This is a genomic window from Evansella cellulosilytica DSM 2522 (genome assembly GCF_000177235.2).
GTDB lineage: Bacteria > Bacillota > Bacilli > Bacillales > Salisediminibacteriaceae > Evansella > Evansella cellulosilytica.
In genome coordinates, this window is record NC_014829.1 from 3,688,571 (window position 1) to 3,711,758 (window position 23,188).

At 36.3% G+C, this 23,188-nt stretch carries 20 protein-coding genes, 1 pseudogene and 1 riboswitch; of the genes and pseudogenes, 6 read left to right on the top strand and 15 right to left on the bottom strand.

Annotated elements, in window-relative coordinates; all coding sequences use genetic code 11:
- Positions 1–152: 152 nt before the first annotated feature.
- The 4 genes and pseudogenes from BCELL_RS17130 to BCELL_RS17145 form a co-directional block, all read right to left on the bottom strand.
- Positions 153–2,558 (bottom strand): S8 family serine peptidase, encoded by a 2,406-nt coding sequence (locus BCELL_RS17130; RefSeq protein WP_013490027.1) that lies wholly within the window; start codon positions 2,556–2,558, stop codon positions 153–155.
- A gap of 689 nt (positions 2,559–3,247) precedes the next feature.
- Positions 3,248–4,549 carry a preprotein translocase subunit SecY gene (gene secY / locus BCELL_RS17135; RefSeq protein ID WP_013490028.1) on the bottom strand — a complete coding sequence of 434 codons (1,302 nt, stop codon included), beginning with the start codon at positions 4,547–4,549 and terminating at the stop codon, positions 3,248–3,250.
- A gap of 352 nt (positions 4,550–4,901) precedes the next feature.
- The gene (locus BCELL_RS17140; RefSeq protein ID WP_013490029.1) at positions 4,902–6,194 is read right to left on the bottom strand and encodes a homoserine dehydrogenase; all 1,293 of its coding nucleotides are present in this window, start codon (positions 6,192–6,194) and stop codon (positions 4,902–4,904) included.
- A 48-nt stretch (positions 6,195–6,242) separates the two neighbouring features.
- Positions 6,243–7,532: pseudogene (locus BCELL_RS17145) on the bottom strand (O-acetylhomoserine aminocarboxypropyltransferase/cysteine synthase family protein); the annotation flags it as partial.
- A gap of 170 nt (positions 7,533–7,702) precedes the next feature.
- Positions 7,703–7,812, bottom strand: a riboswitch (SAM riboswitch).
- A 385-nt stretch (positions 7,813–8,197) separates the two neighbouring features.
- Here BCELL_RS17145 and BCELL_RS17150 point away from each other — a divergent pair.
- From BCELL_RS17150 to BCELL_RS23235, 3 genes are all read left to right on the top strand, one after another.
- Complete coding sequence (locus tag BCELL_RS17150; RefSeq protein ID WP_013490031.1) at positions 8,198–8,380, top strand: alpha/beta-type small acid-soluble spore protein; 183 nt, start codon at positions 8,198–8,200, stop codon at positions 8,378–8,380.
- Between the two features lie 145 nt (positions 8,381–8,525).
- Positions 8,526–8,825, top strand: coding sequence for a hypothetical protein (locus BCELL_RS17155; protein ID WP_013490032.1), 300 nt, complete (start codon positions 8,526–8,528; stop codon positions 8,823–8,825).
- A gap of 43 nt (positions 8,826–8,868) precedes the next feature.
- Positions 8,869–9,000: a hypothetical protein gene (locus BCELL_RS23235; RefSeq protein WP_013490033.1), complete on the top strand. Its 132-nt coding sequence runs from the start codon at positions 8,869–8,871 to the stop codon at positions 8,998–9,000.
- Between the two features lie 189 nt (positions 9,001–9,189).
- On the opposite strand, the gene BCELL_RS17160 is transcribed toward BCELL_RS23235, so the two are convergent.
- The 3 genes from BCELL_RS17160 to BCELL_RS17170 form a co-directional block, all read right to left on the bottom strand.
- Positions 9,190–9,444, bottom strand: coding sequence for an alpha/beta-type small acid-soluble spore protein (locus BCELL_RS17160; protein WP_013490034.1), 255 nt, complete (start codon positions 9,442–9,444; stop codon positions 9,190–9,192).
- A gap of 11 nt (positions 9,445–9,455) precedes the next feature.
- Positions 9,456–9,692, bottom strand: coding sequence for a YozQ family protein (locus tag BCELL_RS17165; protein WP_013490035.1), 237 nt, complete (start codon positions 9,690–9,692; stop codon positions 9,456–9,458).
- Positions 9,693–9,909: 217 nt separating this feature from the next.
- Positions 9,910–10,782, bottom strand: a complete 873-nt coding sequence (locus BCELL_RS17170) for an SMP-30/gluconolactonase/LRE family protein (RefSeq protein ID WP_013490036.1) — start codon at positions 10,780–10,782, stop codon at positions 9,910–9,912.
- 212 nt (positions 10,783–10,994) lie between these two features.
- On the opposite strand from BCELL_RS17170, the gene BCELL_RS17175 reads away from it, so the two are divergent.
- Positions 10,995–12,824, top strand: a complete 1,830-nt coding sequence (locus BCELL_RS17175) for an LTA synthase family protein (RefSeq protein ID WP_013490037.1) — start codon at positions 10,995–10,997, stop codon at positions 12,822–12,824.
- A gap of 159 nt (positions 12,825–12,983) precedes the next feature.
- Here the strand turns inward: BCELL_RS17175 and BCELL_RS23240 are convergent, their stop codons facing one another.
- The 4 genes from BCELL_RS23240 to BCELL_RS17190 all read right to left on the bottom strand — a co-directional run bounded on the left by BCELL_RS23240 (position 12,984) and on the right by BCELL_RS17190 (position 17,796).
- Positions 12,984–13,112, bottom strand: a complete 129-nt coding sequence (locus BCELL_RS23240) for a hypothetical protein (protein ID WP_013490038.1) — start codon at positions 13,110–13,112, stop codon at positions 12,984–12,986.
- Between the two features lie 112 nt (positions 13,113–13,224).
- Positions 13,225–14,916: an ABC transporter permease gene (locus BCELL_RS17180; protein WP_013490039.1), complete on the bottom strand. Its 1,692-nt coding sequence runs from the start codon at positions 14,914–14,916 to the stop codon at positions 13,225–13,227.
- Between the two features lie 26 nt (positions 14,917–14,942).
- Positions 14,943–16,007, bottom strand: a complete 1,065-nt coding sequence (locus tag BCELL_RS17185) for an extracellular solute-binding protein (protein WP_013490040.1) — start codon at positions 16,005–16,007, stop codon at positions 14,943–14,945.
- Between the two features lie 1,009 nt (positions 16,008–17,016).
- A complete protein-coding gene (locus BCELL_RS17190) occupies positions 17,017–17,796 on the bottom strand; it encodes a bactofilin family protein (protein WP_013490041.1) in 780 nt (259 codons plus the stop codon).
- Positions 17,797–17,945: 149 nt separating this feature from the next.
- Here BCELL_RS17190 and BCELL_RS17195 point away from each other — a divergent pair, with 149 nt between their 5' ends.
- The gene (locus BCELL_RS17195) at positions 17,946–19,349 is read left to right on the top strand and encodes a Na+/H+ antiporter NhaC family protein (RefSeq protein WP_013490042.1); all 1,404 of its coding nucleotides are present in this window, start codon (positions 17,946–17,948) and stop codon (positions 19,347–19,349) included.
- A gap of 156 nt (positions 19,350–19,505) precedes the next feature.
- Here BCELL_RS17195 and BCELL_RS17200 read toward each other — a convergent pair whose 3' ends face one another.
- Entirely contained in the window at positions 19,506–20,093 is a 588-nt protein-coding gene (locus tag BCELL_RS17200) for a DUF1836 domain-containing protein (RefSeq protein WP_013490043.1), read from the bottom strand.
- 135 nt (positions 20,094–20,228) lie between these two features.
- On the opposite strand from BCELL_RS17200, the gene trhA reads away from it, so the two are divergent.
- The gene (trhA, locus tag BCELL_RS17205; RefSeq protein ID WP_013490044.1) at positions 20,229–20,876 is read left to right on the top strand and encodes a PAQR family membrane homeostasis protein TrhA; all 648 of its coding nucleotides are present in this window, start codon (positions 20,229–20,231) and stop codon (positions 20,874–20,876) included.
- A gap of 290 nt (positions 20,877–21,166) precedes the next feature.
- On the opposite strand, the gene BCELL_RS17210 is transcribed toward trhA, so the two are convergent.
- From BCELL_RS17210 to BCELL_RS17220, 3 genes are read right to left on the bottom strand one after another with little or no spacing between them, the layout of a single operon-like run.
- On the bottom strand, positions 21,167–21,907 hold the full coding sequence (locus tag BCELL_RS17210) for a YfjL-like protein (protein ID WP_013490045.1): 741 nt from the start codon (positions 21,905–21,907) through the stop codon (positions 21,167–21,169).
- Positions 21,894–22,490: a hypothetical protein gene (locus tag BCELL_RS17215; RefSeq protein ID WP_013490046.1), complete on the bottom strand. Its 597-nt coding sequence runs from the start codon at positions 22,488–22,490 to the stop codon at positions 21,894–21,896. Before BCELL_RS17215 ends, BCELL_RS17210 begins: the two co-directional genes overlap by 14 nt.
- Positions 22,483–22,971 (bottom strand): RNA polymerase sigma factor, encoded by a 489-nt coding sequence (locus BCELL_RS17220; RefSeq protein WP_013490047.1) that lies wholly within the window; start codon positions 22,969–22,971, stop codon positions 22,483–22,485. The genes BCELL_RS17215 and BCELL_RS17220 overlap by 8 nt, the downstream gene beginning before the upstream one ends.
- Positions 22,972–23,188: the final 217 nt, after the last annotated feature.

A 23,188-nucleotide genomic window follows, 5' to 3' on the forward strand; every position in this document is an offset into this window, starting at 1 on the left:
AATGCAGCGAAAACAAATAAAAGGCACTGAAAAAGTTGATTTGTACTTTTTCAGTGCCTCCGATATTTACCTTTTTCAGTGCCTAGCTTTTGAGTCATTCTGCTCCGAAAATATAGAATATCCTTCTCTACAATAAAATTCTCGTTACTAATTTATTGTATTGTTAAAACGCCACCTTGTAACTCGTATTCATTCGTACCAGTTCTTGCATAGACATTGATTTGATATCTCCCTGGAACTAATGGTTCTCCATTTATCGTCATATTCCAACTAAAGCTATGAAGCCCTTGTGGTACATTTGTTGCTTTAGCCGGTTCAGCAAGAAGCTCTCCAGTATCAGCATTCCTAATTCTCAAGTTAAATACTTCTGCGCCACCAGGTACATTTACTGTTCCGACAAGATTTTCACCAGCTATACCAAGTGATAACCCACTTAGCATTGGGTAATCAGGCTCTTGTACGAAAAGGATAGTTGGTACTTCCACAGATTGTTCACCATCACTTAAAATAAATGTTCCCTCGTAATAGCCTGGCTCTAGCTTACTCGCATCTACTTGTACACCAAAGTTGATATTTTGTGTTCTTCCTGGTTGTACTTGTAGATTTCTGCTCGTCTGAATTTTAATTCCTTCATGACCAGTAAACTCTAATGAATAACGTTTACGTTCATTTGATAAATTGTGAATAGTAAAGCTTTGACGCTGAACTTCCTTTCCTTTTTCCTTTGAAAAAATACCGAATGAATGGCTTCCTGGTGTGACGACCGTATTTGTATTGATAGCATCAAACACTCTAATACTTCCTGCACCTTGCGTGTTATGAGGATATAGGTTTCCATCAAAATCATATAAATTTTCAGCAGTATTCATCAATGCTGATTTAACAAACTCGACGCTCCAATCCGGGTTCGCTTGTAAAATGAGTGCAGCAGCGCCTGCTACATGTGGTGCCGCCATGCTTGTGCCTTGTGTTGATGCATATCCATGTGGATTATCTGGATTGTGTGTTGGAACAGTACTTAAAATCGCAACACCTGGTGCGGCTACATCAGGCTTTATCATCCACGTATTCATAACGGGACCACGAGATGAGAAGTCAGCAATTGTCTCACCAATCAATCTATCAAACTCAATATTAAATGAGATCGTATTATTCCCAGCTGCAAGTTCAGCTAATAAGACTTCCCCATCTTCTAGAGTTGTCATAATAGATGGAATAGCTAATCCTGCAACTTCAGGCTGCTCCCCTTCTACATTATTATAAATAACAGCACCAATAGCACCATGCTCTTTCGCATTTTCAGCCTTTTCAACGAAAGGATAGTCGCCACGTTGAATAAGTGCTATCTTTCCTTCTAAATCCTTCCCTTCAAAATCTTCATCTGTTCCAGCTAGTCCAACATCGACAAATTCAAATTCACCCTCATTTAAAGCAAGTAGCTCCTCTTCATTTGGGTACCCCATCACTTTTGCAGATGGATAATCTGCCCCTGGAGATGTAAAGATCTCTGCAGTATAAAAATTATATGGCAGCTGTGATGCACCAACAGAAATCGCTTCACGAGATGTTCCTGGCGAACCAACTGTCCAATTGTTCGGGCCACTATTACCGTTTGACGTAACAGCTACAACACCTTCTGCCATTGCCCAATCTAGAGCAATGCTCGTTGGAAAATCCGGGTCATTAGAAGTATTACCTAATGATAGATTCATCACATCCGCACCATCTAATACAGCTCTTTCAATAGCTGCAACGACATTTTCCGTACTTCCACTTCCCCCAGGACCAAGCACTCGATAAGCGAGTAACGTTGCTTCGGGTGCAACACCTTTAATATTCCCATTTGCGGCTACAGTACCTGCCACATGAGTACCGTGAGTTGTCGCATCACCACGCGGGTCTCCAACAGGGGTTTCTTGTGGGGAATCATTGTTATCAACAAAATCCCAGCCTTTATATTCTTCGAAATTATTAACTAAGTCAGGGTGTGTGTAATCTACACCTGTATCAATGATCGCTACTGTTACACCTTCACCAGTATACCCTGCATCCCATGCTTGTTCCGATTGGATGAATGGGGCTGTTTCAAGCATCTCAGGAGTAATTGATTGTGAAGTAAATATATCATCCTCACTAATAGATACTGCTTCATACTCTTGGTTAGGATATACTGCTTTAATCCCATCAATATCTACTAATTTATAAAGTTCATTTTGTGGAAGTTCTAAAGAGAAACCAGAAAATACATATTCATATTCCTGATTAATATTGCTAGAGGAAGTTGCAGATTGTATTTCATTTATTACGAGATTACGTGCTTTCGCTAAGTGATTTTTCGTATGATTTTTCCCTATGTGTTTTGACTCGACAATTGACTCTTCTTGTAGCTCAACAATAACGGTAATCACTTCAGAGGAGGTTTCATCTACTTCTAGATGAAAGGTAGTTAACTGTGGACTTGAATGATCTGCTTTTACACCTTGAAAACCAGATAAATTAGAGAACGCTAAAATAAATATTAATGAATACACAAATAATAGTTTAATACTTTTTTTCATTTAACACCATCTCCTATTATTTTTTTTACTAGCATGAAGATTACTTTATCATCACCCTCTATTCATAGAAAACTTTGTCACTTATATAAAATCTAACCATTCATTCTACTAACTGTCAATATATTCAGATAACTGCTATGTGAATATGACTCATAAATTTAGAATTATATAAGTATAAGATGAATCATAGTATTTATTAACACATTCTCACTATTACAAGTGCTTTTCCGGAATTTAATTTCACATTTTTATTATTATAAAATAGAATATAGCCGCTGTTAATCGGACTATATTCATCGCCTTCCTTCTATTAATATAGTTTCTGTCTATCAAAATGATGAAATAGTAATATAGTAATTTGTTTCTTTTATATCTATTGACCTAATCATATATCTATTAAATTTGTGTCATTTGTTCTATTGATTTTCTACATAGGCTTATAGTAGATTTACAATATCTCCATTGGATACATTTTTTACCATAAGAAAAAAACTAAAAACAGGCTTGGCAAAGCTCATTTTTAGTCTTTTCTTAGTAGCAGTGGAATTTCGCCGTAGCTTTTAAAGTGCTGGTGAGTGCTCTTCTCACTAGTACGCACGGCGATAAAATTCCACTACCAAATTTATACTTTCTTATCTTCTGAGAAAAAGAGAGGCTCCCTAGGGGCCTCTCTTTTTATTATCGTTTCTTTATGAAGACTTCTTTAAGAATCCTGAATATCTTCGCTCAATTAACTGGCTTTCCACTTGCTTCATCGTATCTAACGCTACCGCTGTCACGATAAGTAGCCCTGTCCCACCAATTTGTACAGCTGGTGGTAAGCTTGCAGCACGTGTGAAAATCAACGGCATGACAGCTACAGTTGCTAAGAACAGAGATCCAACAAACGTTAATCTGTAAAGCGTACGAACAATATACGTTTGTGTTGCTTTACCAGGACGAATACCAGGAATAAAACCATTTTGCTTCTTTAAGTTCTCTGCCATCTGCTCTGGGTTCATTTGAATGAACGTATAGAAGTAAGCAAAGGCAATGATTAACGCAGCATATACTACCATACCAACTGGTTCTTGTAGATTTACATATTGTATAATCCAACCACCAAATCCGTCTGTGCTCCCGAAAATACCGGCAACTGTTTGTGGCATAAAGAACAATGCTGAAGCAAAGATAACTGGAATAACCCCTGCAGCATTTACCTTTAATGGAATGTGCGTCGATTGTCCACCTGTTTTCTTTCCACCTGCAGCCATTTTCTTAGCATATTGTACTGTCACTTTACGAACAGCTTGTTGTACGAATATAATCGCAACAATAACCGCTAAAATGGCAAGTGCAATAAGTAAAATCGTTACGATATTTAAGAATAACTGGTCTCCTGCATCAACAATATAAGTAGTATAAATTTGTCTAACACCATTTGGAATTGCAGCTACAATCCCTCCAAAGATAATAATGGAAATACCATTTCCGACACCTTGTGCTGTAATTTGCTCCCCTACCCACATAAGGAATGCCGTACCTGCTGTTAAAACAACAGCAATTAGTAAGTATGTGGTTACAGAAGGGTCTGGAACAACACCTGGCATAATATTGTTAAATCCAATGGATAATGCTAACGCCTGTAAAAATGCAATACCAATAGTTCCATAACGTGTTACTTGAGCAAGTTTCTTACGACCTGCTTCTCCTTCTTTCGCCCATTCAGCAAATTTAGGAACAACATCCATTCTTAATAACTGAACGATAATGGAAGCTGTAATATATGGCATGATACCTGTTGCAAATATGGAGAATCTTTCTAAAGCTCCTCCACCAAATGTATCAAGTAATCCAAAAGCTGCTAAACCGTCAAAATTAAGAGCATCAGGATTTACCCCGGGGGCTGGAATATGTGCACCTATACGGAACACTAACAGCATTAATAATGTAAAAATAATCTTGTTGCGCAGTTCACCCACGCGGAAAATGTTACGGATAGTACGAAACATGTGCAGCACCTCTACCTTTTAATATATGGACCTACTCTAGTTTGTTTATGGCCGTTGCTAATAGAATATCATAAAATAAAGACACAGTTTGTAATTTTTTAAAAAAAGATAAAAATTTACATCCTTTTTTGACAAAATTAGGGTTCTTACTGACCATAGAATGAACAAACTACTGATAACGCTTTCACTTGTGAAAGCTACAGTTTATTCTATCATAATTTATCTAATATTACCTTATTAAATTTTGACAATTTATCTCTTACTAGTTTTCACTAGAAAAATAGGAGTGGAAAAAGCGAGGCTATGTCAAAAGGTGTTTCATACCTTCCGACACAGCCTTTGTGATTCCCGTTTAGAAAGTTAGTGTTCTTTCTTTTTTTACAGGTGAATCATTTAATAGCAGTTCCTTTTCATCCGTTAATAATGGATACACATTTATTCCTGTTAATCTATCAATCGCTATTAGCGCATCGATTTCCTCTCTTGACGCTTTAATTGCAAACCCGTGTCTATGGTTAATTGGATTTATTGAAAGCAGTACGTCAAGCCGACTTTTAGAAATATAGAAAGGCAAACGATCATCACCAGTTAAAAACCATAGCTTATTCGCTTCATCATGATTTAATTCCTCGTCAGAGTCAAATAGATGCTCTGTAAATTCATAGGCGGATAGTTTATTTAACTCATTTTCATTCATTAGAAGATTCACAACGTCTTCAATGACTGCACTTGAAGTTGGGTACCTTCCCGCTCCTGGTCCTTGCAATAATACAGAACCTACGATACTTCCTTCAATATGAATACCATTGTTAACGCCTTCCACATTAAAAAGCGGATGCTCTCGTAAAACAATCGAAGGCTGTACCGACGCACTTACTTTATTATTACCTTTAATGAGGGAAGCAACCAATTTAATACGACCTGTAATTTTTTCTACAAGCTTTATATCTTCGATGTTGACCGAGCGGATCCCTAACGGACTATTTGACTCCCATTCTGGTGCTACGCCATAAATCCACCGACTTAATATATTCGTTTTAAAATAAGGATCCCATCCATCGATATCCTTATCAGGAATTGCTTCTGCAAACCCCTTTTCTTGTGCCTCTTTTAAAGAGGATGCAAAGGAAGATGATTCTTCTCTCATCTTTGTAAGGATAAAGTTAGACGTGCCGTTGACAATACCTTCTAAACGATTAATTGTATTCGTTTTTAACGTGTGGCGAAGTGTATTTAGTAGAGGAATTCCTCCTGCAACGGCAGCCTCAAATAAAAGCTGGCAACTGTTTTGTTCTGCCAACGTGTGAAGTTCATCACCGTGCTTAGCAAGAAGCTCCTTGTTCGCTGATACGACAGAGATTCCTTGACGCAACAATGCAGTAACATATGGATAGCCAGTTTCTGAGTCAGGTGTTGCCTCAACAACAGCATGTATTTGTGCATTTAATACATCGTCGAGATTATTTGTCACCGTTGTTTCTCCATTCACTTGGCGATTATCTACATTTTTAACAACTACAAATGGGATCTCTATTCGTGCCCCTAAAAGGGCTTCGAGCTTTTTCGCTTTCTTTTCAATCGTTCTATATACTCCTTCACCTACAGTTCCAAATCCGATAATCGCTAGTTTAAATGACTGACTCATGACGAGAGTCCTCCTTGATAAATCAATTTATTCTTATGCTTATTAGCTAGTAGCTATTTTCAATGCACGATCTAACTCTTTAAACAAATCTTCCACGTTTTCAAGACCAACAGATAATCGAACGAGATCTTCCGTTACACCAGTTGCTGCTAACTCTTCCCCAGCTAGTTGCTGATGAGTCGTAGATGCTGGATGGATAATTAAGCTCTTTGCATCTCCAACGTTTGCTAAGTGAGACCACAATTCAATATTATCGATTAGCTTTCTTCCTGCTTCACGGCCACCTTTTATACCAAAGATAAGAACGGAACCATAGCCATTTTGTAATAGCTCAGAAGCATGTTCATATGATGCGTGAGATTTTAGTCCAGGGTAGTTAACCCACTCCACCGCTTCGTGCTCTTCTAAATATTGCGCTAGCTTAAGTGCATTTTCGTTATGTCTTTCTACTCTCAAATGTAATGTTTCTAACCCTTGTAAAAGCTGGAATGCATTAAACGGGCTTAAGCAAGCACCGAAATCGCGTAGTAGCTGTACCCGTAATTTAATGGCAAATGCTAGTTCACCAATATCTTTTGCATATCGTAATCCATTGTAGCTAGCGTCTGGCTCTGTGAAGCCTGGGAATTTTTCAGAATCCCAATTAAACTTACCACCATCTACGATAACGCCACCGATCGAAGTTCCATGACCTCCAATCCATTTTGTTGCTGAATGAACAACGATATCCGCACCATGATTAATCGGCTTACATACGTATGGTGTCGTAAATGTACTATCTACTATTAAAGGAATCCCAGCTTCGTGTGCTACCTCTGCCACACCGGCGATATCTAATACTTGTAAACTAGGATTTCCGATTGTTTCAGCAAAGACTGCCTTTGTTTTATCATTAATGGCTTCCTTAAAGTTTTGTGGATCAGAAGCATCAACAAAATGTACCTTTATTCCGTATTTAGGTAATGTAGTAGAGAAAAGGTTGTATGTACCTCCATACAAATTTGTTGCAGCTACAATTTCATCACCACTTCCAGCTATATTCATGATTGCTAGTGAAATAGCTGCCATACCTGAAGATGTTGCGACAGCTGCTACCCCATCCTCTAATTGAGCAATACGCTTTTCGAAAACATCTACAGTCGGATTCATAATTCGACTATAAATATTCCCTTGCTCACTTAAAGAAAAAAGACCTTCTGCATGAGCCGTATCTTCAAAGACATAAGATGTCGTTTGATAAATAGGTACCGCTCTTGCCCCCGTCGTTGGATCAGGGGTTTGACCTCCGTGTAATAGTACTGTTTCTACGTTATACGCTTTGTTTTGCTCTTCTGCCATGTTAAATCCCTCCTACATAAATTTGTAATTTTAAATATGTTAAACTTTAAAGTTTATTTCCTCTTCTAGGATTTACTTACATAACGAATACAGTATTTTACCATTCCTACTAAAAAACGCCCCTCTGCCGAAAAGACAAAGAGACGTTAGTAACATGGTTAGAACGACCTCTCTCATCTTTCAAAGCAAAAGCTTTGTAGGAATTGGCACCTTGCTAGATAAACATCTCGCTGGTTGCCGGGTTTCATCGGGCCGGTCCCTCCACCTCTCTGGATAAGAGCTTAATATATGTATTTTTCATCAATATTTTAACACAGTAGTCCTCTAAAGGATCGTATCATTGTATATAATTTTCGTCAACGGTTTTTATATGAAAAACTGTCCTTCACACTATTATCGCAAATTTTTTAAATATTATGAAGTTGTTGAAAATAATAACACCTATTTATAAGCGTGTCAATTTATTTTACACACTTTTTAAGAATTTCGACGTATCCCTTAAAGTACTAGGAGTGCTCTCCTGAGGGATGATGATGTCTGGAGATAGACTTCCTTCCCCAAGTTGAAAAAACTTAGCAGATAATATTTACCAGTTTACTGTTTGAATAGAATTTTAAAATACTAACATAATAAAAGTATCCTACAATAAAGCGAGGTGATACACGATGGCACGAAACAACAAACTTCTCGTACCTGGTGTAGAACAAGCATTAGATCAAATGAAGTATGAAATTGCGCAAGAATTCGGTGTAAACCTAGGTGCAGATGCTACTTCACGTTCAAATGGATCTGTAGGTGGCGAAATTACAAAACGCCTAGTTCAACAAGCTGAACAACAAAAATTTTAATATGAGTGGCACTTACACGCAGGCATAGCGCCTGCGTGTTTTTAATATGAATGGGGTACATAAAACTCTTCCCAATTTAATGTGTAACATATAATATGTAATTAACAAATGTGACAAGTACATTAGATGAGAGGGGATATTATTCATGATTGTTCGATCTTTAAATATTATCCTTTCGTTCTCTCTTCTATTATTAGTCCTATCGATTCATGCACCTTCTCATTTTTCTGACAACTATGAGAACTACATTACAGCAACAACATATGAGTTAGCAGCTGAAGGGAATGAACCGGAAGATAAAGGTACAAATAGGTTATTGTATTCTCCATCTTTTTTTCATCAGAAAATATTGAGCGATTTGGTCATAGCACGTTCTGATACATTCCAGAAGTGTTGGCAAAAAAAGCAGGCCACTTATATTAATCAAAACGGTGATTATTTATAATTACCACCTTCCTACTATATTAAAATAAAGTGGAGGGAAATAAATGAAGCCTGTGCGCAAAAATGATGATCTATACATTAAAGAAGCATTTAGAGGTTTAACATGGGGATTATTGATGATGATCGTTGTCTTTTTAATACTACACTTTGTTTTCGACATAAAAGCATTTCAATAAAATTAAGCAAAAGAGGATGTCCCAAAAGCTATTAGAAGCAGTGGAATTTCGCCGTACCTCTTATAGTACTAGTGAGTTCTCTTCTCGCTAGTACGCACGGCGATAAAATTCCACTGCCAATTTTATACGCTTATCTTATAAAAAAAAGGAGAGGCAATGGATTCGTTTTTATCCATTGTCTCCCCTTTTTTATCGCTGTTTTGTCATTTGTTTTTGTGCCATTTTTACTAATTCACGAACCATGTTTCCACCGATACTTCCACCTATTTCCCCTGCATCTTTTGCCTTTATATTGCCATTATAGCCCTTCTGCAAGGAGATTCCTTTTTCATCAGCAACTTCATACTTCACGTTTTCCCGGTCTTTAACGTTCATTACTTCTGCCTTTAAACGATCTAATCCTTCTCTCGCTTCCGGAACAAGAATTTTATGTTTACGGCTCATCCCAGTTCACCTTATTCAAAGCCTTTTCTTGGTATTTCTCTTCCTGCTTTGCCCGAAGTCTTTTGCCCATTCTCATTAACTTCATCAATTTTAGCGTCAATCGTTCCTTCTGTATATGCATCTGACACTTGCTCATGCGTTACCGCTAATCCATTCTCAGTCTCATCTTTACTATTATATTGATTTACTTCATATGTTTTTTCAGCTACTTTGTCAATTTGCTCATGTGTCACTTTATTTTTGTGCATTTGCTTCGCCTCCAATCATTATTATGTTTTACATGAAAGTAAAAAAATATGAAGCAGGCTGTCCCAAAAGCTATTATAATTTCTGGCAATGAATCCACTCGGCGTGCGCTAACTACAAGAAATCGACTTATAATGGGCTTTAAGAGATTGCGGTGGCACATTGCATAGAGGATGACTCAAAGGTAAAAATTCGACTTTTTAAGTCACCCTCAAATCGTTAACCTTTAAAACGGTAGCTATATGTGCCTTTTACCCCAGGTTCTACGACAAAAACGCCACCTGCATTTGGTTGCTCCTTCTGCTCTGCCTCTGAAAGACCGACACTCGCTGTTGTAACGTATAATTTATCTAGTTTTTCCCCTCCAAAGCAGCAACATGTTACTTGACTGACGGGGAAGAAAATTTCACTTAGTTTTTCTCCATTGTCCGGATTCCATCTTGAAACTCGGGAACCACCCCAATGCGCAATCCAAAGCATACCTTCAGCATCAATAGTCATCCCATCAGGAAAACCTTCTCCTTCAGGAATTGTAATGACATACCTTTTATTGTTTATTTCACCTGTAGCAGCATCATAGTCAAAAGCCGCGACCTTTTTTGTCGGTGTATCAATATAATACATGAGTTGTTTGTTCGTATCCCAAGCAAGACCATTTGAGATTGATACATCTTCAATCATACGTGATATATTTTTATCGATATCTAGACGATATAGTGCGCCTTCACCTTCAAGACCATCTAGATGCATTGTTCCAGCCCAAAACCTACCACCAGGATCAACTTTTCCATCATTAAAACGATTTTCTTTTTTTTCTGACTCAGGGTGATTAATTGAAACAATCTCTTCGCTTATTTCGTCTAAGTAATAAATGCCATCTTGAAGGCCAACTAAATAGCCACCACGTTCCACTAGGCCTAAACAACCAATATATTGGCTAAGCTTGATTGTTTGCGTTTCATTTGTCACTGGTTTAAAACGATGTATTTTTTTCTCTAAAATATCTATCCAATACAGTACTTGTTTTTTTTCATCCCAACAAGGACCCTCACCTAAAGTGGCTCCAGCAGGGATTATTAACTGAGCTTCCATCTTTTCACACCCTTTTTTCTCATTTGAATCCTCTTCTTACTCTTCGATACAAAAGACGATTTCCCTTGAAAAAAAACTCAGTTTGTTATTTTTAAAAACGGGTATGTAATTTTATGTAAATAACCTTAATTTGTTGTTTTGTTTTCATGAAGATTTTATAATGAAACATTGTATAACAAATTTTGTGTTTTTAAATAAGGAAGGTTGATACTATGAAATCCATTACAAAGAGACATAGCTTCATGCTGTTTAGTCTCACCTTTTTATGGATAAAAACACTCATTATTTCCATGACTACATTCCAATTAACGATAAATTATTTTTTAGAAGCTGTTACGTTCATACTAAGTCCGCTCGTTTTTTTAGTCGTTGTTTTTGGACTCGGCCTTTATTTCAAACCAAAGTGGCAAGGCTATTACTTTCTTTTTATTAGTGTGTTACTAACAATTGTGTTATATTCTAACGCCGTTTACTACCGTGAGTTCAGTGATATTATTACACTACCTATGCTGTTAATGAGTGGCAATATGGGGGATTTATCGACTAGTATTATTGAACTTATTCATTGGTACGATGTATTTTTCTTTTTAGACCTATTTATTATCGGCTATTTCATATGGAAAAAACCAAAATGGGTTCGATTTGAAAAAATAACATTTCAGCAATCTAAAGCGGCTGTTGTCGTCATACTCGTGATTATCACTATTTCAATCGCGCAAGTAAGTACGTTAGACAGAGCGCAAGCATTTAATAGAACGTTTCTCGTTCAATCGTTAGGATTATATAACTTCTATATATATGATGCATTTGTCCAAACACAAACGAGCGTTCAGACTGTGTTTGCAGAAGAAAATGATTGGACTAATATTAACAAGCATTTAGATGAAAATCGCGTTGCACCAAACGATGACATGTTTGGTATTGCTAAAGACATGAATGTTATCGTCGTGTCACTAGAATCTGTCGAGAGCTTTGTTATTGGTGAGGAATTAAATGGACAGGAAATAACCCCATTTCTCAATGAGCTTATTGAAGATAGCTTTTACTTCGATAATTTCTATTATCAAACAGGTCAAGGAAAAACGTCAGACGCTGAGTTTCTTATTAACAACTCCTTATATCCGCTAGGAAGAGGTGCTGTATTTCTGACACACGATCAGAATGAATATCGTGCACTTCCCGAAACCCTTACTAATTACGGATATGAAACAGCGAATTTTCATGCAAATGACCGATCCTTTTACAATAGGGACGTTATGTACCCTAACTTAGGTTATAACCGAATATATTCATTTAGTGATTATGATATTTCCATGCGTAATTCTGTCGGATGGGGGATGAAAGACATTGATTTTGTTGAACAATCAATGGATTACATTACTGAGCTACCTGAACCTTTTTATAGTACACTACTAACACTTACAAATCATTTTCCGTACCACTTAGACGAGGAAGATCATTTCATTGAACCATTTAATTCGAATAGTAATATTGTAAATCAATACTTTCCAACTGTCAGATACACAGACGAAGCAATGAGAATTTTAGTTGATCAATTAAAAGAAGAAGGTTTATATGAAAACACTGCATTAATTATGTATGGAGATCATTATGGCATTGCAAATAGTCATTATGATGAGCTTAGCAAATTTTTAGGGAAAGAGATTAACCTTTATGAGGCTGTGAAACTGGAACGAGTACCACTCATTATTCACATACCAGGTGTAGATGGGAAAACAATATCAACCATTTCTGGGCAAGTTGATGTGATGCCATCACTCTTAAATTTACTGGGGATTCCGGAAGATGATCACGTCATGTTTGGCAATGATTTATTTGCTGAAAACCGCGAAGAGTTTGCTGTACTAAGGGATGGAACAGCCATTTCCAATGAACTAATATCAGTAAATGGTTCTTGCTTAAGCTACACTACCGGTGAAGAATTCCCTTTAGAAAAGTGTGATTCATTACGAGAAAAAGGTGAAGAAGCGCTTTTCTATTCAGACAAAATCATCTATGGTGACCTATTCCGTTTTAATTGAAAAGAAAAGACTAAAACCGAGCTTAGTAAAGCTCGGTTTTAGTCTTTTCTTAGAAGCGGTGAAGAAATGTTGCCACATGTCTTTAAAGTAGTAGTGAGTGCTCTTCTCACTACTACGCGTGGCTGCATTTCCACCGCCTAAATATACATTACATTTCTCTTATGCAGAACTAAAACCGAGCTTAGTAAAGCTCGGTTTTTGTCTTTTCTTAGAAGCGGTGAAGAAATGTTGCCACATTTCTTTTAAAGTAGTAGTGAGTGCTCTTCTCACTACTACGCGTGGCTGCATTTCCACCGCCTAATATATATTACATATCTTTTAAGCAGTACTAAAACCGAGCTTGATGAAGCTCGGTTTTTTGTCTTTCTTATGAAAATTTCAATGCCAAGTTTTATACTTATTAATATTTTTTTAATAAATATCTTAAAGGAATACAAGAAACGAGAATTATAATTAAAGCTGCTGGTGCTGCTAAATGATATAGTGCCTCAGAGGCTTCGAAATATACTCTCACCGCTAGCGTATCAAATCCTGGTGGACGCAGCATTAAAGTTGCAGGTAATTCCTTAATGGAACTTACAAAAACTAACGCCCCACCAGCTAATACACCTGGCATAATATTCGGAAGTATTACCTTAAACATCACCTTCCAAGGTGGATAACCTAAACTGCGTGCTGCTTCGTCAATCCTCGGTGACACTAAGCTTAAAGACGCTTCTCCTGACTGCATCGCTTGAGGTAAAAAACGAACGACAAAAGCTAGTGCAACCATATAAAAAGTATTATACAACGCAGGTATGTGGTTATTAAATATAAACACCATTCCTAGTGCAACGATCACACCAGGTAATGCATACCCTGCATAGCTAAGTTTATCTATTGTACTTGAAATAACAGAAGGATATCTTGATTTTAAATAAATAATAGGCATTGCTAAAAACATACATAGTATTGCAGCAAATCCAGATACTTGTAAGCTATTCCATGCGAATCCAAAAAATCTCGCGTCTAGCGCCCCCATCCCAATACCAATGATCGACCAATAAACAAGTACTACAATTGGTAAGATGACAGATACAGTAAAAACTGTTCCAACAAAGAATAATACAAGCGGCTTCCATTTTCCTAAAGATAATATATCTGGCGCTTTATATGTGTTTGTCGTTTGATAATATTTATTTTTCTTCCGTGTTCTTGATTCAATCCACAAAATTATTACTGTTAACAATATAAGGACTAAGCTAAGTACCGAGGCAGAAGCCGTATCAAAACCAGCTCGTTGAAAATATATTGCCGCTGTAAATGTGACATAGCGAAGCATTGCAATTGCCCCAAAATCAGATAGAACATATAAAGAGATTAATATAGCACCAGCACCAATAGCCGGCCTTAAAAATGGTAAGTTCACTTTCCAAAAAACTTGAAGCGTTGACATTCCTTGCGACCTTGCCACCTCTTCAAAGTTTCTGTTCATTTTTCTTAAAGAGGCGCTCGCGATTAAAAATACGTATGGATATGTAAACATCGTTAATACGAAAAATATCCCCCAAAAGGAGTAAATATTTAATGAGTATTCCCCAAATATATTTACAAGCCAAGCAGTATCATTCCAAAAATTACGAAGCCATCCACTTGGGCCAATAACGATAATATATGTAACAGCCCCTACATAAGGAGGAATTACAAGCGGAAGCGCCAGCAGCCATTGCCACATTTTTCTCCCTGGAATATCGGTCCGAACTACGAACCATGCTAGGGAAACTCCTATTGCTACCGCACAAAATGTGACAGCCGCAGTGAGAGAAAAAGTGTTCCACAAAAGCTCAGGAATTCTTCCATCAAGGAGACGCATCCACCTTTCAGTGCCCGCAAACATGGAACGCCAAACGACATATATAATCGGGATTGACATAATAACAGCTACTAATAGCCCTAGTATAAGTAAAACAGGTCCAGGTGGGTTGCCCTTCCAAATGGCTAACCACCTTCTACGGAAAAAATGGAGAATGGCTGGGGATGAATTATCCCCAACCTCAGCATTCTGATTATTATTTTTTCTTGTCTTTTCATCATTGTTGTTATTCATCATCATGCCCTCTCCCGAATGCCGTTCGACTATTATCTTAAATCAAGGTCTAAACCAGAATTCTCAATTAATTCTCTCGTTCCTTGGAAGTAATTCCCTAGCTCTTTTAGAGGCATATCTTGTACTTTTAAATCTGTAAATTCTACAATATGCGGCTCTACTTCTTCAGGATAAGATGCACCATATTCAGAATTAATTAAGAGCTCTAAAGATTCTCCGACGAAAGCAACTTGGTTTTCAGGCTGTAGCACCCACTCAAGGAAAACTAGCGCATTATCTGAATTCGGACCGTCATTTACAAGTCCAACACCAGCTGCATTGGCGATAACACCCATTTCGCCTTCACCTTGATCTAAGTAAATAAATCCTACGTTATTATTGTTTGGCTCTAGTAATTGTTGATGGAAGTAATAGTTATTCACTAAACCGAAAGAGTGAAGCCCTTCTCCAACAGCTCGTCTAATATCTCCATGACCTTCATAAATACCTGCTGCATTTTCTCTAATGGAAGCTACCCATTCAGATGTTCTTTCATCGCCCCACTCATAACGAAGAGCTGAAACGTTACCTAACATACCTCCGTTACCACCACGAGTAATTGCATAGCCATTTTCTACGTTAGCCCACTCAGCATCAAATAAATCTTCAATGCTTGTTGGCATTTCTTCCTCTGTAATTAAATCTTTATTATAAATGAAACCTCTTGATCTAGCAGATATAGCAAAGTAAGCATTATCATCGGCTTTGAAATCAGCTGGAATTGTATCAATCCCTTCAGGGTTAGAGCCTTCTAAGAGTCCCTCATTATGTAGGTAGCCTAACGCCCCAAGATCGTTTGAGATGAAAATATCCGCTTGCACATTTCCTGCTTCTTCTTGAAGCTGTAATGGATCTGCACCGTGTAATGCAGAAACCTCAATACCAGTTTCCTCTGTAAATTTATCTAATAAAGGTTGAACAAAATTTTCGTTACGTGATGAGTATACTACAAGTTCCCCTTCCCCATCTACTGCAGAACCATCATTTCCACAACCTGTTGTTGCCAATAATCCAGTCGATACTAATGCAAGTGTGACAAACTTTAATACTTTTTTCAATTTCTTTACCCCCATTTAATAATTAAATATTTTAATTGATAATGATTCTCAAATTCATTCACATTTATGAGTATACTGGGATTGAGAATCATTGTCAATAAGATTTGGAAAAATATTTGTTTAAGATGTTTTGTAACTTATTAATATAATAATTTTATATTGTTTAGTGATTTGCAGTTGGAGAATTACTATGTACGGATGAGAGGAGATTTGCTTTATCTTGCTTGCGATGTGGTAATCATGCAACACAGGCGTATAAATAGTTTAGATTCTTCAATTACTATTTTTTCTGGGGATTTTAATTATTAGTTTGATTTGTTTTCCGTTCAGTGGTTGCGCTCTTGCTTGAACGGAATACTTTGCCTTGTTGTTTTCCGTTCAATGGATCCTCTCTTCCTTGAACGGAATTCTTTTTCATTTTCTTTTCCGTTCAGTGGATCCTCTCTTCCTTGAACGGAATTCTTTGTCGTTTTCTTTTCCGTTCAGTGGATCCTCTCTTCTTTGATCGGAATTCTTTTTCATTTTCTTTTCCGTTCGGTGGATCCTCTCTTCCTTGAACGGAATTCTTTGTCATTTTCTTTTCCGTTCAGTGGATCCTCTCTTCCTTGAACGGAATTCTTTTTCATTTTCTTTTCCGTTCAGTGGATCCTCTCTTCCTTGAACGGAATTCTTTTTCATTTTCTTTTCCGTTCAGTGGATCCTCTCTTCTTTGAACGGAATTCTTTGTCATTTTCTTTTCCGTTCAATGGATCCTCTCTTCTTTGAACGGAATCCCAACTCCTTTGACTTTCCTTTCTACACCACTTTTCTCGCTCGAAAGGAATACTAACTTGTTTCCATTCTAAGTATGTTTGGCACTACCACCACTCACCGCACTCTCAATAAGAAACCAGCTTATAGGAGTACATTAAAAAAAGATTAACAACTAGCTTCACTAGCTAGTTGTTAATCTTTTTTTTGGCAAACGGGAAATACTCAATTGCCCAATGCGTATCCTCTTCTCCAAACATTAATCATTTACAGTTTTTTCACTACTATGAACTACTGCACTTCTAACTTTCACTAAGCTATCATGATAAGTTACAGTCTCTATGTCACAGGCTTTTCCGATATAGACGACTTTTCCCTTGACTAGCTTTGCTTTCGTGTTCTTTATGTGAATATGATCACCTTCAATGACATCTGCACGAAGCTCTCTTTTTAAAAACGGAATTAGTTTATCTAACCAAAGAAAACTTGCCTTTTTTACTACTTTCATTTTTTTACTCTTAATTTCACTTGCTGAGCATTTTCCCTTTAAGTGTATAGCTAACTCATCAGTATGTAAGTGACCATCAATATTAAAAGTCCCATTTAGATTTACTTTATTGAATTTGCAATTGTCCCTTATTTTTATTCTTCCTTCTAACTTAAAAGTATCTCCAAAAAGGCTTTTTTGTCCTTTCAAATTACCTCTAATAGTTAAGTGATCACAGGATAAATTTCCGTGCACTTTACAATTGCCGAGTATATGGATAACTTTTGCATTGAGGTTTCCAGTAATACTTACATTACCTCTAACCATTACTTCTTCGCCGCTTAAGCTCCCATCAATTTTTGCATTACCATTGATTTCAGATAATTGAGCTTGAACATCGCCACTTACTTTTCCATTACCATTCCAGTGAAAATTATTACACTCTACATCACCATCTATAACACCATTTCCGTTCATGGAAACATGATGAAATGAACCACCAGTTGTTTTACCTGATCCACTAAAAATTAAGTCTCCTTGCTTTTCAGTCAAGTTTTTTCCTCCTTAAAGTGAAGACGTATTTACATTAAATGTAACATATTTCTCCCAATATGAATTGACAAATTTACATAAAAGAATCATTAAAATCACAAGCTATTCTTCAATAATAAAAATGTAAAAAGAAAAGACAGGTGATTGTCATGGAAGCTAGTTGGTTGTCTATACTACCTTTTTTAGTTGTCATACCTATTGCCATTATTACAAAGCAAGTATTACCTGGTTTAATTGCAGGCTTGTTAGTTGGTGCATACATTCTTTCTCCTACTCCAATCGGTGGTATGCAAACGACGTTGATGTACGTTGTACAAGCCTTAATTGATGAAAACAATATAAAAATTATTGTTTTTTTGTATGCATTTTCAGGACTTGTCGGCATGATTAAAACGAGTGGCGGTATAAAAGGGTTCGTTGAAACAGCAGCGAAAAAAATTGTTTCAAAAAAACAAGCCCTCATTTTAACTTACGTGTCCACAATCGGTACGTTTAGTGCACCTACTTTTCGTTTCGTCACTATTGCACCAATCATGAAGGCTTTACTAAAAAAAGTAAAAATGTCAACGAAGGAACTAGGATTTGTAATAGAAACGACTGCAACCCCTGTAATTGTTTTAATACCCGTTGCAACCGCCTTTGTAGGTTACATGGTTTCTGTTATTCAAATTTCTGTACAAAATGTCGGGAGTAATTTAGACCCCTATTCATTATTTATTCAAAGTATTCCCTTTAACTTTTTTGCTTTCGTTATCATTTTATTAGGAATATACTTGAGCTTTTTCCACCCATCACATACAGATGCACCGATGCAAATTGAGGAAGATATAGAAGATAAGGATTGGCGTGATTGCCATCCTGCTGTATCACGTGATTTGCCTAATAAACCTTGGAATTTACTCGTCCCTATAGTGCTTGTTATTTCGTTAACACTCTTTTTAACTTGGTGGGATGGGAGCGATGAAGGCTATACTTTAGTAGAGTCCTTTATTCGAGCAAACGTATTAGATGCAATGGTGATTGCATTACTATTTACTGTATTTATTTCCATTGTTATGTTTTTAGTTCAAAAGTTCAGATTAGGGGAACTGATTGAAAGCTTTATACAAGGCGGTAATGATCTAATGTCTGTTATCGTTTTACTTTCTGTAGTATGGGGACTTTCTTCAGTAACGGATGATTTAGGGTTTTCTGGGTTTGTCACTGCACACACAGGTTGGATTCCAGATATGTTTATTACCCCTCTATTATTTGTTTTTGGGGCCGTCATTTCTTATTTTATCGGTTCTGCTTGGGGAACGTGGGGAATGTTGATGCCGCTTGGAATTTCCTTGTCTTTAACCGCTGACATATCCTTACCTTTAATTATCGGTGCTGTTTTTGCTAGTGGATCCTTTGGGGCATTCGCTTCTCCTCTTAGCGACGATACAAATACAATTGCGAAAATATTAGACCTTAAAGTGATGGATTATGCACGTTTTAAACTCAAGCCTGCACTTATTGCTGCGGGAGTAACAACGGTGCTATATACGGCAGTCGGATTTATATTATAAGATGATGATTGATTTTATGCGATAGCGAACTTTTATTTTTAACCGAAAAGAGGCTGTCCGAAAAGCTAGTTGGCTCAGAAGGTTAAAATTCGACCTTTTGAGTCAACAAAAAAACGAGTGAATCACTTGCATCAAGTAGCTCACTCGTCAGTAACATCATTTATTTTTTCCTGTATCAGGATCATTAATTTCATCGACTAATTTTTCTGCAACTCTACGATACATATTACTCATTTGAACGAGAGAAGATATTGTTAAAAGCTGTTTTATATAATCTGCATCTTGCTCTTCAAATTGATGGACAACTTCTTGAACATCCTCTTCATGAGTAACAATACTTTCTTGAAACTTCTCTAAGTTATTGTCAGCCAAAGTCAAATAGCTAGCATATAGTTTTTCAAGATCTGCTTTCCCATCAACCGATTTTTCATTCACTTCCGCTAATGTCTTTTTCACATCACTAATGGATAACACACCTTTTAATTGGTATATAAGACTAATTAAAATAAGGTGCTCTTTAGAATACTTTTTATTTGAGATGGGGAAAAATAGTTTTCCCTTCGCGTAATTGTTGATCATTGTTTTTGTCAGTACTTTTTCTTCTTCATTGCGCTTCGCATCTCGAAAAGTATTTTCAAACAACTGAATAACTTGATCCATATATAAGTCAATATTCGGGAGGTCTTCCAATAAAATATTTTTCTCTAGTCCTGCCTTTTCAACAAATTCGTTTAGTTTTTTCATAATATAACCTCAATTTTGTCATTTCTCTTATTATAGTTGATATTTTTCACAAAGTAAATATTGACTACATCACATAATGATTGTATCATCATAAGTAGTTATTAAAACTATATATTGTTATGGAGATGATTAGATATGAACACATTTATACGAGAACCAATTAATGGTCTCACTCATTTAGCTGGCGCCATCTTTGCATTCATTGGCTTACTTGCTTTAGTGATAAAAGCAACATATACAACAGGATCAGCGCTCGCGATAGCGTCGGTTATTATATTCGGAATAAGCATGGTTCTTCTTTACGCTGCTTCCGCGACATACCATATGGTCATTGCGCGAGATAAAGTAATCGCTTTTTTAAGAAAAATTGATCATTCGATGATTTATGTCTTGATTGCTGGGACATATACACCATTCTGTCTTATCAGTTTAAATGGAATAACCGGATGGGTTCTATTTGCCATTATTACAAGCCTTGCATTGTTTGGCGTCATCTTTAAGCTTGTCTGGTTTCATTGCCCTCGTTGGCTCTCAACATCTATTTACATTTTCATGGGGTGGATTGTTATATTCTTCTTTTCACCTTTATCAAACGTCTTAAACTCTAATGGATTAATGCTATTAATTGTTGGTGGCGTTCTATATACGATCGGTGGCGTCATTTATGGAATTAAACCGAAGTTTTTATCTTTTAAACATATGGGATACCATGAAATCTTTCATATATTCATTTTATTAGGAAGTCTTGCCCATTTCCTAAGCGTATATTTATACGTTTTATAAAAGTTCAAACAGTTTACTTAAAGTCTTTTTTAGAAACAGTGAAGAAAGACTATCACTGTTTTCATAAGTAGTAGTGAGTGCTTTACTCACTACTACTTGTCGTGAAACTTTACCGCTTAAGATAAGGCTTCTATTAATAGGTTGACCCAAAAGGCCCAAGCACCGATTAAGTCAACCTCCTTCTCTTCATTGAGTTGTAAAATTTTTCCGACAAGACACATCTCCTCATGTGAAAGACAGGTCTACTTTAGCACGGACTCAGTCACCTCAACTTCTTCATTAACAAACATTTAATTGCTCACTTTGTTTACATCACTCTTTTTTATGCTAGAATTTTGTTCAAAAGCTAGGGCATATTTGACATACCCGTAATCATGTAATTTTTTTCCTTCTTCTGTCATGATGTTGGCATTAATATTTACATTATCATAATGATAGCCCTTCTCCTTTAATTGCTTCTGAATGCCTATCCCATCCATGTAAATATCATCTTTCCCTTTATTTTCTGCATCGATTACGATATATAAAGAAATCGGACGATCAAGCTCAAGCTCTTTTTTCCAGTTTACATCATCATTATATCTACCTTTTAATACTTCAAGGCTGACTCCTACATGAATGATGTCTTTGTTTTGTTGAATCAGTTCATCAAAAATCTCTTCAGAAGCTTCCTTACTTAAACGTTCCATCAAACGTTCGTCTAGGTTATCATAATATAGTCCATCCCAATAAACCTCGGGAAAGAATGTGCCTCTTACTGTAAACTCATATTCCTGTATACTTTCAGTATCTTCATTCCAATTACCTATTTCTAATAGATTAAACGTATATTCACCGAATTTAAAGTTATAAAACCCTTCAGAAATGTTAAATTCTTTTTCTGGGTATGTTTCCTCTACATAGCTATCCAACGCTTTTTTTGCGAGAAACTTACTAATCGGATTACCATTAAATGCGTTATACAACGAAAAAATGAAAATGACAATCATAACGATAGCTATACTTATCCAAAATTTTTTATTTTTGAGCATTATCATGCCCTCCCTTTTTTAGCTGTAGGAAAAGCCAGCCTAGTAGACATCCAATTAAAGAAAACACAAAGTGGATCAACGTTAGCATCAACACACCAAGAAACGATTGAATGATATACTCAGTCAGTACAAAGTGCTCTACATGCATTCCCTCCATAAAATCAATGATGTGCATGCCTGTCGCCCACAAAAATGTCGGTATAAAGGAAATATAAAAGACGATTTTTATATTTTTATAAAACAAGTATGTTACTAGTCCTAGTAGTGTATAGGAAATAATAAATCCAAAGCTATTACTTAACAATGAGGTCCTAATAGCAAACATAAAGGAAATTGCAACAAAAATGATTTGATATAATGCTAACTTTTGATTTACTTGTTTAAACATTTTTTCTGTATCAATATTTGATGAAAAATCGTTTTCTTCAATTAAATTCGATCTTGTCATTTTCACTAGCTGCTCTAATTCTTCATTACCTTTCACTTGTTCTTCAAACCATTCTTTCGTTACATCACTTAGTAAGTTTTCTTCATACAATGGGAGTAAGTCTTCTATGACGTATTTAATCTTGCATTCATTCATCTTTTTTCAGCTCCTTCTGTAGTTTGAGCTTTGCCCGATGAAAGGTAATTCGAGCATAATTTTCTGACTTTCCTAAAAGATCTCCAATTTCTCTGAAGGATAGTTCGCCAAAAATACGGAACACAACAATATCTTTTTCAGGATAGTTTAAAGAATGGATTAAATGTAATACCTCCGCATTGTTCTCCTTTTTTACTACTTCATTTTCTAAAGTTTCAGTGATCGTCTTTTCCTTTTCCATCTTTTCCGTTAACCTCTGATGATATTTTTGCGAACGATAATAATTTTTCAGGACATTTTTTGCTATCGAGAAAACCCACGTTTTTATCGTTGATTTCCCTTTAAAGCTTGAAAAATTTTTAAATGCGAGATAAAAAACTTCATGAGTTAAATCTTCCGCAGCCTCACGATGTAATGTTTTCACATAAAAATAAGCGTAAATATTCGGTTGCAACTTTCGATATACATCCTCTAGCTTCATGTGGACACTTCCTCTATAGCAATCCGTTTATCATTTGTTCCTCAATTAATTAGTAACATGAACGACCAGTTTGTTACATAATTTTTTTATTTTTTTCATTTCATTATTGAAGTTTACTTTCTGGTTTGATTTTCGTTTCATTTATAGTCGTGCAATGAGTGGCCTTTTCGATCAATTGAAAGAGCCCACTATAAGGAAGCTTATAGTGGGCTCGCGT

Excerpts from the sequence above, each read along its gene's own strand:
- BCELL_RS17130 (WP_013490027.1), bottom strand. The coding sequence starts at position 2,558 with ATGAAAAAAAGTATTAAACTATTATTTGTGTATTCATTAATATTTATT.
- secY (WP_013490028.1), bottom strand. The coding sequence starts at position 4,549 with ATGTTTCGTACTATCCGTAACATTTTCCGCGTGGGTGAACTGCGCAAC.
- BCELL_RS17140 (WP_013490029.1), bottom strand. The coding sequence starts at position 6,194 with ATGAGTCAGTCATTTAAACTAGCGATTATCGGATTTGGAACTGTAGGT.
- BCELL_RS17150 (WP_013490031.1), top strand. The coding sequence starts at position 8,198 with ATGGCACGAAACAACAAACTTCTCGTACCTGGTGTAGAACAAGCATTA.
- BCELL_RS17155 (WP_013490032.1), top strand. The coding sequence starts at position 8,526 with ATGATTGTTCGATCTTTAAATATTATCCTTTCGTTCTCTCTTCTATTA.
- BCELL_RS23235 (WP_013490033.1), top strand. The coding sequence starts at position 8,869 with ATGAAGCCTGTGCGCAAAAATGATGATCTATACATTAAAGAAGCATTT.
- BCELL_RS17160 (WP_013490034.1), bottom strand. The coding sequence starts at position 9,444 with ATGAGCCGTAAACATAAAATTCTTGTTCCGGAAGCGAGAGAAGGATTA.
- BCELL_RS17165 (WP_013490035.1), bottom strand. The coding sequence starts at position 9,692 with ATGCACAAAAATAAAGTGACACATGAGCAAATTGACAAAGTAGCTGAA.
- BCELL_RS17170 (WP_013490036.1), bottom strand. The coding sequence starts at position 10,782 with ATGGAAGCTCAGTTAATAATCCCTGCTGGAGCCACTTTAGGTGAGGGT.
- BCELL_RS17175 (WP_013490037.1), top strand. The coding sequence starts at position 10,995 with ATGAAATCCATTACAAAGAGACATAGCTTCATGCTGTTTAGTCTCACC.
- BCELL_RS23240 (WP_013490038.1), bottom strand. The coding sequence starts at position 13,112 with ATGCAGCCACGCGTAGTAGTGAGAAGAGCACTCACTACTACTTTAAAA.
- BCELL_RS17180 (WP_013490039.1), bottom strand. The coding sequence starts at position 14,916 with ATGATGATGAATAACAACAATGATGAAAAGACAAGAAAAAATAATAAT.
- BCELL_RS17195 (WP_013490042.1), top strand. The coding sequence starts at position 17,946 with ATGGAAGCTAGTTGGTTGTCTATACTACCTTTTTTAGTTGTCATACCT.
- BCELL_RS17200 (WP_013490043.1), bottom strand. The coding sequence starts at position 20,093 with ATGAAAAAACTAAACGAATTTGTTGAAAAGGCAGGACTAGAGAAAAAT.
- trhA (WP_013490044.1), top strand. The coding sequence starts at position 20,229 with ATGAACACATTTATACGAGAACCAATTAATGGTCTCACTCATTTAGCT.
- BCELL_RS17210 (WP_013490045.1), bottom strand. The coding sequence starts at position 21,907 with ATGCTCAAAAATAAAAAATTTTGGATAAGTATAGCTATCGTTATGATT.
- BCELL_RS17215 (WP_013490046.1), bottom strand. The coding sequence starts at position 22,490 with ATGAATGAATGCAAGATTAAATACGTCATAGAAGACTTACTCCCATTG.
- BCELL_RS17220 (WP_013490047.1), bottom strand. The coding sequence starts at position 22,971 with ATGAAGCTAGAGGATGTATATCGAAAGTTGCAACCGAATATTTACGCT.